We start from the raw sequence: 12,740 nt of genomic DNA, 5'->3' as shown, positions 1-12,740 counted from the left end.
TGTTATGGTTTAGAGCCTAACGGGTTGAAGAGAGTATCACGTCCTTCTTTCGGTTGATTTAGGGGATGAGAAACCGTTTTCCGCAGATCTGAAAACGTGCTGAATAACACAAAAAAAGCGCCTTTTGCCTTTAAGAAAACTCTTGAAGAGAAAAGGCGCATTTAGTTGATTATGAACGTCTTGTATCGGTTAATTCACAATCGTTTCTTTGATTTCAGCGACAACACGACGGTTTTCTGTACGGCCAGCCGCTGTGCTGTTATCCGCAATCGGTTGTTCTTCACCATAACCCACAGCGTTTACTCGATTGCTTTCAACCCCATAAGTGCCTGTCAAAATTGCCATCACTGAATTGGCACGGCGCTGAGACAAGGATTTGTTGTACGCTGCGCTGCCGCGATCATCGGTGTGACCTTCAATGGTTACTTTGGTAGTTGAGTGTTTCTTCATGAAATCAGCTACGCGTTTGATTTCGCCATAAGAAGATTGAGGCACTTCTGCCGAGTTATTGGCGAAGTTGATGGCCAGATTAATCGAGACCGTTTGTTGAAGTGGAATACGACAGCCTTTTTCGTCCACTTGCACGCCTGACGCTGTGGTTGGGCATTGGTCTTTGTAGTCTGGTACCCCATCGTTATCTGTATCCAGAGGGCAGCCTTTGCCGTCAACGGGTGCGCCTGCTGGAGTGGTCGGGCACTTGTCCATTTCATCTGAAACGCCATCGTTATCGGAGTCCACCACCATCGGGGCAACGGCCATGGTTTCTTTAGGCGCGGGCTCTGTTTTCATCGGTTCGGCCGCCATAGGTTCGGCCATTAAAGGTTCCGATTTCTTCGGAGCAGAACCACCAAAGGCATAGCTTAGACCGATGCTGACGAGCGCATCCCAATCTTCTTCGTCCAAACTATTGATGGCACGGGCTTCAAGACGGGCAGACCAATCGTCATTAAACGAATAACGCGCACCGCCACCCAATTGCAGCTGGGTTTCGACATGATCTGAGTTGTCGTACTCGAACTGAGCTTCACCAATCGCCGCACCAAGGAAAGGCTTCCAATTACCAGATTCAGGCAGGTAGTAAAGGGCACCTAAGCGAACTTGGTCGAGATCAGCATCTTCGTTTCCGTCGTCACCATCAGGGGAGGACATCATATAGGTGGCTTCAACGCCCCAATCACGAGTCAAAACATACTCACCACCGAGAATCGCCGTAATGGTATCGTCGTGGTTACGTTCACTATCAAACATTTGATAGCCAACGGCCGGGTTGATGTAAAAGGTGCCAGGCTCTTCAGCGAGGGCTTGGGTCGAAGTACAGGTAATGGAGGAGATGAGTAGAAGGCGTGAAAGCCGTGAGAAATGTGATGGCTGTGAAAATTGCGCAAATTGCAAAAAGTGCGAGCGTTTCATAGGGACTCCCATGTCTTAAATGAACGTCAATTTTATGTTTCCAGATCAAATATTTATCAGAATAGACTACATAGGTTAGAGCTCCATGACAAAGTTCTGATAAAGCGTTGGAGATACGCAAGATACCTCTTATCCGCTGAAAGCATATAAGAGGCATCTAGAATGAACGATCAAACACTTGGGAATACGAAGAAGTTATTACTTTGCTCGCCAGCTTTGTGTTTTGCTGATGATCAGTTGGCTGACCAAGCTATACAGAAGTTTCACGCCAAGGGCGCTCACAAAAATTAGCATTGCCATCGCTGCGGCTGGAGCCGTATCACCGGCATCGTCCATGTTCAGTACTGCTACTGAGGCCAACATGGTGTCCACACTGTACAAGAACACCACCGCAGAAACTGTGGTCATCGCGTTTACGAACAGATAAATCCCCACTTCCAGAATGGCTGGTATCGTCATGGGTAAGGTCACTCGACCCAAGGTTACATAGAAAGGCACTTTCAATGATTCGGATACCGACTCAATCTCTCCCGGCAGTTGTTTGAACGCCGTCACCATGGTGAGGTGGCCCACCGTTAGGAAGTGAACGACAGATGAAATCATCAGAATCAGGAAGGTGCCGTAAATTACATTCAATGGGTTATTGACCTGATTGAAGAAGAATATGTAACTCAAACCAAGCACAAGGCCAGGCACCGCTGCCGGAATTACCGACAGCATGTGAATGACTTTTCGAACGCTCGGCCACAGCTCAATCTTTTGACAGGCATACGCTGATAGGAAGATAAAGGCTGTTCCAAGAATCATAGTGCCAGTAGCCATGATCAGGGAGTTTTGATAGGCCGCCCAACCGCCGCCGTCCATGAGTTCAAATTGGTAATTGCTGAAGGATAGGGAGAGATCATAAGGCCAGAAGGTCACCAGTGATGAATAACCGGCCATACCTATGATGCTCAAGATAATGATGGCTAGGAATGAGCAGAAGATGAATGCAACGCTGTCTCGATATTTTGACGGTACGGGTTGGAAGGTCACAGACTTACTGTCGAACATGTTTTGTTGTTTACGCTGAACCCATTGATCGACGAAGAAGGTAATCAAGGCCGGGATCAACAACATAATGCTCACCACCGCTCCCATTGAGAAATTCTGTTGCCCAATTACTTGCTTGTAGATGTCGGTCGCCAAGACGTTGTACTGACCACCAATGACCTTTGCCACACCAAAGTCGGTTACGACCAAAGTAAAAACAACAGCCGTCGCTGAAATCAAACCGTATTTACAGCCCGGAAGCGTGACGGTAAAGAACGTTTTAATTGGGCCAGCCCCCAATACTTCGCTGGCTTCATATAAGCGTGCGTCTTGTTGTCGTAGTGCCGTAGTCAAAATGATCAAGGCATGAGGAAAGGCCCAGAACGAAATACCAAAGACGATGCCGGGTAATCCGTAGATACTTTCGAACGGCCAGAAGTCTTTTAGGACGCCTTGATTGCCAAACCAGTAAATCAAGCTGATGGCAGAAAGAAGAGACGGTGTTAGCAGCGGAATGTAGGCGATACCTTTAAACAAGGTTTTACCCGGCATGTGAGAACGGGTGAAACACCATGCGGTAGTAAAGGCTAAACTGATCACGATCACGGTAGAAACCAAACCGAGATACAAGGTGTTAGTGATGGAGTAGGTCAATGCCGGATTGCTGAGGTAACTGATGAAGTTTTGTAATCCGACAAAGCTACCGTCTTTATCTTCCACACTGTGAATCAGCAAGGAGTAGAGAGGGAAAATCAAACAGGTCAGTAACGTTGCAAGCAGTAAGAGCAACCAGACTCGCTTGATGATGGACTCTTTATCCAGCGTAAGAGAAACAAAGAGGCCGGATTTATTGGGTAAGGTATTTGAACTTAGCATGGCTATAAATCTTTGTTCCTTAATGCTGCGGAGTACACAAGTCTTCGTGAACGATTTCAAACCACACCGCTTGGTTCAGTTCAAAGCCTGTTTTCTTGCAGCCAGCTGTCGGGACATCCACTTCAATGGCGTCTTGAGAAATGTCTTTATCGACCATGCCTAAAGTCAGGCGAGTAGTAGCGCCACGATATTCCATGCTCTCAATAACGGCTGACATACGGTTTTCATCTGGCGTATTAAAGACTTCAATCCACTCTGGGCGAACGATTAACGGCTCATTGCTGTTAGGTAACTTGATGCGATTGATTGTACCGACAAACTCGGCCACAAATTCCGTGGCAGGCGTTGAGTAGATTTCATCAGGTGTACCGATTTGTTCGATTCGGCCGTGGTTTAATACTGCAATACGATCTGAGATGGCCAGGGCTTCTTCCTGATCGTGCGTCACCATGATGGTGGTGATTCCGGTTTTTTTCTGAAGATCTTTTAATTCTTGTCGCAGGTTGTGACGAACTTTAGCATCCAGCGCGGAAAGCGGTTCATCCAGTAACAACAATTGAGGGTTCGGTGCCAAGGCGCGGGCTAACGCCACTCGCTGTTGTTGACCGCCAGAGAGTTGGGCAGGGAAGCGATCAGCTAGATCATTCAAGCCAACAAGTTCAATCAGTTCTTGAACGCGAGCCTGAATATCTGCTTTTGATGTGCCGCGGGATTTCAGTGCATAACCAATGTTTTCTGACACCGTAAGATTCGGGAACAGCGCGTAAGATTGAAATACGATGCCGAAATCGCGCTGACGTGCTGGCTTCTGCGTTACGTCTTTGCCTGAAAGTAGGATGGTGCCTTGGTTGCATGTTTCCAACCCGGCGATGGTTCTTAACAGTGTGGTCTTGCCACAGCCAGAAGGCCCTAAAAAGCTAATGAACTCACCGTCTTCAATCGTGAGATTGATGTCTTTCAATGCGTGAAAATCATCGTAGTACTTGTTTAGCTCGGTAAGTTCAACGCTCTTAACTGAACTGCTTAACGAAGTATTGTTTATTTGGGAGAAAGATCTGTTTGTTTTGGAAGAAGATCTGCTTGTTTTGGAAGAAGATCTGCTTGTTTTGGAAAAAGAGCTGTTTGCAGCTTGATTCCCATTCGATGCATTTGGTGACGTGTGTTTTGTTTTGGAAAAAGCGGGGGCCGAAACAGACACGTTTGACGTTGCAATCGTGCTTTGTGTACGTTGTACCAGCTTGTTCAAAGATGAAAATAGGTTCAAACGTGTTAATAAATTGCCCATCGTTCAAACTCCTAATGCGAGATAAATTTAAAAAAGGGCAGAGTAACCATTACTACCCAATGGACTCTGCCGAACTCATGCTAGGCCAAGAGGCGTTAGCACTTGCGATAACTGTGCGGTGTAACCTTAATTCTTATAATATTTAGTACCCAAAGTTAGCCTTTAGGCTCAGACTTAGAGTCGTAACGCTTCTGCCACTCAGATAGGATTTCGTCGCGGTTTTTAGCCGCCCACTCAAAGTCATTCTTGATCATCTTCTCACCTACTTCAGCAGGGAAGTGCTCAACCGGTTTTGCAACACCTGGGTAAGCAACAACGGCATAACCTTGGTTGTAAAGTTCGTTAGCCGTTTTGGTGATTGACCAATCAACGAGCTTCTTAGCTGCGTCCATTTTCTTAGTGGTATTCAAGATTGCAGTTGCTTCGATTTCCCAACCGATGCCTTCCGTAGGAATAACCAGCTCAAGCGGTGCACCTTTGTTAATGAGTTTGGCGCCACGATATGCGAATGAAATACCTACCGCTGTTTCACCTGCTGCAGCCAACTTACATGGCTTAGAACCAGAGTGCGTATAACGGCTGATGTTTTGGTGTAGACCGTCCATGAACTTCCAACCGTCTTCTTCACCGAAGGTTTGCAACCAGCTTGATACATCTAGGAAACCAGTACCTGACGAGTTCGGGTTCGGCATGATGACGTGGCCCTTGTACTCTGGCTTAGTCAGATCTTGCCAAGAGCTTGGTTTCGTCAGGCCGTGTTTTTCAGCTTCAACCGTGTTGAAACAGATGGCTGCAACCCAGGCATCCATACCCACCCATGATGGTGTGCTGCTGTTGTCGCGGAATTTTTCATCAAGCTTTTCAACTTGTACTGGAGAATACGATTGAAGCATGCCTTCGTTTTTCATTTTAAGAAGGCTGGTGCCCGCAAGACCCCAAACAACGTCTGCGCGTGGGTTTTCTTTCTCCGCTAATAGTTTTGCAGTGATCGTACCGGTAGAGTCACGAACCCAATTGATCTTGATGTCCGGGTGCGCTTCGTTAAATGCTTTACCATAAGTATCTAGCAAGTCTGCTTCCAATGCTGTGTAAACGGTTAGCTCAGTTGGCTCGTTTGCTGCCTGAGTTGTTTCGGCGGAATCGTTACCACATGCCGTTAGCAATAGTGCAGAACTTGCCAGCGCAGCGCCGCAAAGGGCTTTAAGTTGTGTGCTTATGCTCATTGTCTTCCTCGTCCTGAATCGTTATTTGAGACTGATTTCGTAAATTCTTGCTCTTTATAGGTGGTCTGGTTTGTACCAGATATCTATAAGCTATCAGCAGAATAAGACAGAAATATTTCAAAATTATTAATCTGGTTTATACCAGATTTGTACGCGAAAAATATGCCAGTGAAGGGAGGTGAATGAAGAAGGCTTGCCAAAGTGCATGGCTACGCCGTTTAGAGCAGATGGAAGGGGCTTATTAGTGCTCTTATGATTGAACCATTAAAAGAAAAAGTGGGCGTTCTTTGTGCAAAGATTAAAAAAGTTTAATCGAGTTGGGGCAACAGACATATTTAAGTAGTGATCATTTTAACCTGCTTCTTCGCATTAAGGAGGAGGATGCTTGTGGTGGAATTGGAGCGCTTAGGCGTGGGATCAGTACCTTTCTGACAGGTGGAGCCATCAAAAAATTTACTATCTAATTAATTCTCACTAGTATTGCGTCCCGGTGAAAAGTCACCCAATTTAATCTGTCGTTGATTCAACGATTTAGGTTCATTACAGATATCATTCCAGGGTTTTACATGAAGTATTTGGTCGTTTCTCTTGCTCTCTTAATTTTAAGTGGGTGCTCAAACATATACACAAAACCGCATGAAGGTGTTGAAAATGCGAAGCTAAGATTAGCTTCTATTCCTAGTAATAATAACTTTGTACACGAGCCGAAAGCTAAGTCTTGTATTTATGGGAATGGTGATGCGCAAATTACCATTCTAGGATCAAAAGCAAATTTGTTCAGAAGTTTGGATCGGAATGGGGTTCCTTTATATAACTCCGAGATAAGTGATTCTCATCAGAATGAGGTGTATGTTCCTGCTGGAACGGAGTTTTCATTTCAGTTCAATAGTGTCGGGTTTGCTGGATTTTCGCCGGGTGTTTATGACCCTAAATATGGTGCCATGTATGCGTGGTGTAGAAAAATTGTTACCTTTACACCAGAACCTAACGGCAACTACGAAGCACTTTTTGATTTCGTAGAGTTACCTTCTGGTAAAGAAACTTGCGATGTTACTTTGTTTGAAATTACTAAAAACAATCAAGGTGATTATGTTAAGTCAGAATCACAAGACTACAATGTTGTTGATAGATACTGTGGCTCATAAATAAAGTTTCAAAAAGCTATACTGTTCAAGGCCTGCTTTCTTGCAGGTCTTTCCCCCTCTTAAATTAGGAATCGCCATAGGTTTGAACTAGCTTTGTATTAAAGCAAAACTGATTTGCCTTGGAGCTAACAGCGTGTTCAAACCATCTATCTTTTCACTCGCTAAGATTATTTCGTTTCACATCCTCTTTTCAGCTCAAGTGAACGCATCCGAACACGATAAATTGATCGTTCTTACTGAGGAGTGGGCTCCCTACAATTATATGGAAGATGGGCAGTTGACGGGGTTCTCTGTAGAAATCGTCGAACACCTTATTCGGGATTTAGGTGCGAATGCAACGCTGGAGCTTTACCCCAGCATGAGAGCGTCTTACATGCTCAATCATGAACCAAGACGTTTGTTCATCTCCATGTTCAAAACCAAAGAACGTGAAGATCAATATCAGTGGGTTGGGCCGCTGGTGGATTCTTCCATCTACTTCTATAAGAAGAAAGGGAACCCGTTAGTCATTGAAACACTGGAAGACGCAAAGCAAGTTGAAATGATCTCAACTCGCCATGCAGGGCTTGTTTTCGACACGCTTAAAAAGGCAGGATTTACCAACTTAGATAACGTTTCAGTTCACGCCAAGACTGTGTATGAGAAGTTACTGCACGGCCGAACGGATTTGGGAATCAGCGAGTCACCTCTAGGAACTAAACACATTTTGAGAGAAATGGATTATCCGGTCGACGCCTTGGTTCAAACAAAAGTCAAAGTCGTCGATTCCGCATTGTACATTGCTGCGAGTAAGGATATTCCTGATACCGAAATTGCCTTGTGGCAGGCGTCTTTAGATAAGCTGAAGACTTCGGGTGTCTATGATCAGGTGTTGCGGAAGTATCATGAGTAGGTAGAGATAAATAGCCAAGCAACCACTTTCTATCTAATAGTGATCGACCCATCTCTTTTTCTTTTCCTCTAATTTGTAAGAAATTGCTTACAGAAAAATAATCTCAAGTTTCAGAGAAATCACCTTTTTATTGGTCAAGACTATAAAGTCTTGTGTCGATAAGAATATAACAGCTCTTTTATTTACCGTATTGATTTTTAGCTAATAGGCAAAGGAAAGCCCCTTATGATGGATGACTATTTTGGCGTATTTAGTAGGGTTTCACCCTATGGTTCAAAAAGTGTTTTGTTGGATAGACGTTTGTTAGCAAACGATCAGCAGTCTCTGCTTAATCTTAGTGGTGCTGAACGAGAGGGCATTCTAGAACGGTTTCGATCTGGTAATTCTAGCCTCAATGGTGTTAATACGGTAGGGAGGATGCCAGCGCGTTCACAGCCTGACGATGCTTTGGTTCAGGTAACTCTAACAGAGATTGATATAAATACTTTGCCAAGCTATTTCTCTAATATGGCTGATGCGACTTACTTTCCGAGTGAGGGCATCATTGTTGAAAAGAGTACTCCCTACCTCAGTGATCACCCGGATATTCATCAACAAATTACGATGGCTGAAATCTCTAATAATCTCTCTAAACCAGACTCTGAATCATTAGAGAATATTGCTAGCTTATCTCGCCAGAAAAATATTCAACTCAGTTCGATGTTGGAAATGTCAGGTGTTTTTGAAACAGGGATAACGGAGGCTAACATTCATACCAAAGTCGAAGTGGGCAATTATCGAGGGCTGGATGATCCTTCTCGATTAAAGGTAATTAAAGGGTATACGGATTTCAAAGCATGGGATCCAAAAGATCATAGTGGTGCACAGTACATAAGCGCGCCTGCACTTGAACTTACTTTGCAGACCAAGGAAGGGAACAGTATCCATCTGAGTGTGCAAGTTGAAGAACGAACGAATAAAGACACTTATAAAGGCTTTTCCAGAGAATTAAATGTTCAGTTTTCGGCTAGTGAGGAATTGACGCAAGAAGAGGCCATGGTAATTCAAGAGTACACAACTACCCTGGATGGTCTTTTAAATTCGTTTAGCAAAGATCATTCTGTGTTAGCAACGGATTTAACCGAACTACAACAAACTCTGGCAAGTAACAGTGATGCCATTGTTCAAACTCATTTATCACTGAAGCATGAGGTTGGGGCGATCGAGCGTAATATCGATATTACGTTTGATAACGATATTGGGTTTGAGGTATCCGTCGAGGAAGAAAACATGGCACTGCAATACAAGCTCGATATTGCAAGGGCTGTAGATGTGCAAAAAAGCCAAGATGGACTTGATGTACTGAACTCAGACTATTACGGATTTGCTAAGTTTGATGGGGGGATGAACTCAGCACAATTCTATATTCCCGCGATTGTGGACTCGATCGAACATAAATACATCCCTTTGAATCATTACAGCCGATCTTATTTGGTGTGATTCAAACTCATCCTCAACTCGACCGCATCGTGTCGCCAATACTCAATATCGTATTCCAGCACCCGACCTTCATCAGTAAAACGGCAGCGTTTGATTTCTAAACAGGGGCTGCCCGTCGAGACTTGCAGTTCTTGAGCGGTTTGTTCGTCCAGTGAGGTAGCGAACATGTGAACGTCGGTTTGGGTGACTTCTTTTTGGTAGTGAGTTGCGAAGATTTCAGTCAGTGATTGGCTGAAGTCATGTTTGAGCAGGCCAGGGCAGAGGTTGGCATCCACATAGATTTGCTCGATGAGAATCGGTCTGTGTTCGACGCTTCTTAGGCGTTTGATCAGGTACACCGGTGAGCCTTCCGACAATTCCATAACTTCGGCAATGGCTTTGGGGGCTTCGGTCAGTTCACAGCTGATCGGCGTGGTTTCCCCAATGCGATTCTGGCTTGCCAGCATTTGATTGAAGGTGGCAGGTGAGGTCGGATCATAGACTAATCGCGTTGGACTAACAAACCAGCCTCGGCGGTTTAAGCGGTAAATAACGCCTTCTTTTTCCAGTTGCAGTAAGGCTTCACGAGCGGTGATACGAGACGCGTTGAATCGATCACTGAGTTGGCGTTCAGAGGGAAGCTTGTCTTGTGTCGAAAGCTTTCCGGCTGCGATTTGGCTCTTCAGGTGATCTACGATGGTTTTGTATTGGGGTAAGGACATACTGCTCGGCTACTTGTCTGGCGTGTTTGTCTAGAATCGATGTTTAGGTTCTAAGTCTGGATGCGTTTTAGCTATGTATTATATTGCAGCGTGGGCTTGAGAGAACGTCTAGGCGTTCTCTAAAAACCATTCTTCGGCAATGGCGAAACTGGTGCTCATGCCGGTACCACCTAAACCAGTGACTAAAAATACATGATCTTGCGGTTGAGTCCAATAGACATGGTCGTCTTGGGCTTTGCTATAAACGCCCATCCATTGTTCTTTGATTTCCCAACTTGGCAACTGCATCACTTTCTTGGCGTATTGAGTGATCAGGTAATTTACTTCCTGATCAATGAACGGATCAGGATCATCACCGTAATGATGGGAGTCGCCCAAGGTGATTTCACCTAACTGGTTTTGCGCAGCCAAGATATGAATACCATGCTCTATGAGTTCCGGGTAGTCGTAACTAACCCGTTCTTTCACCGCTTCCAGGCTCTTCACTTTATCGAAGGCCGGATAGTGCAACATCGACAACCCCGTCGAAAACATAGAGCCAAACGCCCAGTTTTGCTTTTGCTTGATGGTACGCATCATTTGCAGTTTGCAGGTGATGGGCTTGGATTGTTCCGGGGTGGAGAAGAGGTCGCTAAATTCATGACCAGGGCAGCACACAATTTTCTTGCCGTGGAACAGCCCTTGGTTGGTGTGAACGTCTACACCGCTGTCTTTGGTGTGAATTTGGATGACGCGGGTTGAAAAGATCAGATCTGCATCGTCTTGCTTGTCTAAATAGTGAGTAAGCTGCTTGATGGCTTGTTGCGGATTGATCTGCACTTCGGTTTGGCTCAGTAATCCACCAATTAAACCCTTTGGATTCACGCCTGGGCAAATAACTTCTGCCTGGTCTGGGTCTAATAATCGCGTGCGGTAGGGCGTCAGGCTGTGATGGTTATGGAATTCTTCCATAGCGGTCATTTCATCATCATGGTGAGCCGCCATCATCATGCCGCAAGGGTTCGCCCAGAAGTTGGCCTTCTTCGAGTAATCCAGCCATTTCTCTCTGCTTTTGATAGCTCGGTTTAACGCATTTCCGGTTGGCATGCCCAGTGGCAACACCATACCAAAGTTACGAATGGAAGCGCCTAGGGCTGCCTTGTTTTTTTCGATAACTAAAACACTTTGCCCTTGTTCAATGGCGGTAAGCGCAAACGCCAAACCAGCGATTCCAGCACCTACAACAATAAGATCGTACATGTTCATATTCCTACTAATTTGTTTGCTCTGGGCATCAAAGTCGGCACAGAGGATTTTTTTATTATTGGTATATACCAAAATATATTTCGTTTGTGTTTCAGTTTGATGAATCTTTTCTGGTCGCTATTGACCTCTTGAATGCCTTCTCATAGTATCCAAAATAAATTGGTATATACCAGATCTGTGATTGAAAACGATTTGGTATCAAAATGAGAATTAGAGGGAATCATCCATGGATTACGTTACAAACGATCCATCACTAGAAAATAACGCAATTGAGAACCCATACTTGTTGCTCACGCCTGGGCCTCTTTCAACCAGTCCGACGGTACGTCAGGCGATGATGAAAGACTGGTGTACCTGGGATAAAGATTACAACGACTTAGTTCAGGGCATTCGTAGTCGCTTGGTGTCTTTGGCGTTGCCTAAACATCCTGAACGTCAGGCCGAGTTTACTTCTGTGCTGATGCAGGGCAGTGGCTCTGCTTCCGTCGAAAGCGTAATAGGTTCGGTGATTGGCGACGATGACAAACTCTTGGTGCTTGCCAACGGCGCTTACGGAAAACGGATTGGTCAGATCGCTTCCGTGCTAAGAATTGAACATAAACTTTGGGACTTTGGCGAAGCCGATGCCATTGACCTTGATGCGTTAAAAACGCTGCTTGAAGAAGACCGTTTATTGAATGGAGATAAGCCTTTCACGCACGTTGCCGTTGTGCATTGCGAAACCACTACGGGGCGCTTGAACCCAATCGAAGCCATTGCGCCAATCGTACAGGCGGCCAACTGTTCGTTTATTGTCGATGCTATGAGCAGCTTTGGCGGTATCCCGATGGATGTGGCGGAGTTAAACATCGACTTCTTAATCAGCAGCGCCAATAAGTGCATTCAAGGCGTGCCAGGCTTTGGATTCGTCATTGCGAATCGTCAAAAGCTAGAAGCCTCTGCGGGCACGGCACGTTCATTGTCTCTGGATTTGTATGATCAGTGGAAAGGCATGGAAGACGGTGGCGGTAAATGGCGTTTCACTTCGCCTACGCATACGGTGCGTGCGTTTGATCAAGCCTTGTCAGAATTGGAAGAAGAGGGCGGCATTCCTGCCCGTTACGCTCGTTACCAAGAAAATCATGATGTCTTGGTGGCTGGTATGAGAAAGCTGGGCTTCCAAACTTTACTGGAAGACGCAGTGCAATCGCCATTCATCACCACTTTCTTTAACCCGGAAGAAGCCTGTTATCACTTCAACGAGTTCTATGCGCGTTTGAAAGCCAACGGCTTTGTGATTTATCCGGGTAAAGTATCGGACGCGGATTGTTTCCGTATCGGTAATATCGGCCATGTGTTTCCAGAGGATATGGCCCGTTTAATTGATGTAATTGAGCATCAAAGATATTGGTTAGAAGACAACACAACAGCGACCCCGTCACTAGAACAAACCGCGACAGCCTAAGGAATAGA

Annotated in this window: 10 protein-coding genes; 4 read left to right on the top strand and 6 right to left on the bottom strand. The window is 45.3% G+C overall.

Going from position 1 to position 12,740, the window contains the following annotated elements; translation table 11 throughout:
* Nucleotides 1-189: 189 nt before the first annotated feature.
* The 4 genes from ACFOEK_RS20045 to ACFOEK_RS20030 all read right to left on the bottom strand — a co-directional run bounded on the left by ACFOEK_RS20045 (nt 190) and on the right by ACFOEK_RS20030 (nt 5,826).
* On the bottom strand, nt 190-1,410 hold the full coding sequence (locus ACFOEK_RS20045; protein ID WP_386723267.1) for an OmpA family protein: 1,221 nt from the start codon (nt 1,408-1,410) through the stop codon (nt 190-192).
* A gap of 198 nt (nt 1,411-1,608) precedes the next feature.
* Nucleotides 1,609-3,318 (bottom strand): putative 2-aminoethylphosphonate ABC transporter permease subunit, encoded by a 1,710-nt coding sequence (locus tag ACFOEK_RS20040; protein ID WP_386723266.1) that lies wholly within the window; start codon nt 3,316-3,318, stop codon nt 1,609-1,611.
* Between the two features lie 19 nt (nt 3,319-3,337).
* A complete protein-coding gene (locus ACFOEK_RS20035) occupies nt 3,338-4,603 on the bottom strand; it encodes an ABC transporter ATP-binding protein (protein WP_386723265.1) in 1,266 nt (421 codons plus the stop codon).
* A gap of 155 nt (nt 4,604-4,758) precedes the next feature.
* Nucleotides 4,759-5,826, bottom strand: a complete 1,068-nt coding sequence (locus tag ACFOEK_RS20030; protein WP_386723264.1) for a putative 2-aminoethylphosphonate ABC transporter substrate-binding protein — start codon at nt 5,824-5,826, stop codon at nt 4,759-4,761.
* A 566-nt stretch (nt 5,827-6,392) separates the two neighbouring features.
* Here ACFOEK_RS20030 and ACFOEK_RS20025 point away from each other — a divergent pair.
* From ACFOEK_RS20025 to ACFOEK_RS20015, 3 genes are all read left to right on the top strand, one after another.
* The gene (locus tag ACFOEK_RS20025; protein WP_386723263.1) at nt 6,393-6,971 is read left to right on the top strand and encodes a hypothetical protein; all 579 of its coding nucleotides are present in this window, start codon (nt 6,393-6,395) and stop codon (nt 6,969-6,971) included.
* Nucleotides 6,972-7,104: 133 nt separating this feature from the next.
* On the top strand, nt 7,105-7,863 hold the full coding sequence (locus tag ACFOEK_RS20020) for a substrate-binding periplasmic protein (protein ID WP_386723262.1): 759 nt from the start codon (nt 7,105-7,107) through the stop codon (nt 7,861-7,863).
* A gap of 225 nt (nt 7,864-8,088) precedes the next feature.
* Nucleotides 8,089-9,342, top strand: coding sequence for a hypothetical protein (locus ACFOEK_RS20015; RefSeq protein WP_386723261.1), 1,254 nt, complete (start codon nt 8,089-8,091; stop codon nt 9,340-9,342).
* Here the strand turns inward: ACFOEK_RS20015 and ACFOEK_RS20010 are convergent.
* A complete protein-coding gene (locus ACFOEK_RS20010; RefSeq protein WP_386723260.1) occupies nt 9,330-10,043 on the bottom strand; it encodes a UTRA domain-containing protein in 714 nt (237 codons plus the stop codon). The two genes, ACFOEK_RS20015 and ACFOEK_RS20010, sit on opposite strands and share 13 nt — an antisense overlap.
* A gap of 108 nt (nt 10,044-10,151) precedes the next feature.
* The gene (locus tag ACFOEK_RS20005) at nt 10,152-11,282 is read right to left on the bottom strand and encodes a TIGR03364 family FAD-dependent oxidoreductase (protein WP_386723259.1); all 1,131 of its coding nucleotides are present in this window, start codon (nt 11,280-11,282) and stop codon (nt 10,152-10,154) included.
* A 232-nt stretch (nt 11,283-11,514) separates the two neighbouring features.
* Between ACFOEK_RS20005 and phnW the strand changes: the two genes are divergently transcribed.
* Complete coding sequence (gene phnW, locus ACFOEK_RS20000; RefSeq protein ID WP_386723258.1) at nt 11,515-12,732, top strand: 2-aminoethylphosphonate--pyruvate transaminase; 1,218 nt, start codon at nt 11,515-11,517, stop codon at nt 12,730-12,732.
* The last annotated feature ends 8 nt before the right edge of the window (nt 12,733-12,740 follow it).

This window comes from Litoribrevibacter euphylliae (assembly GCF_042646085.1).
GTDB lineage: Bacteria > Pseudomonadota > Gammaproteobacteria > Pseudomonadales > Litoribrevibacteraceae > Litoribrevibacter > Litoribrevibacter euphylliae.
Note: the sequence above shows the minus strand (reverse complement) of the source record. Positions and strands in the feature narration are given on the sequence as shown.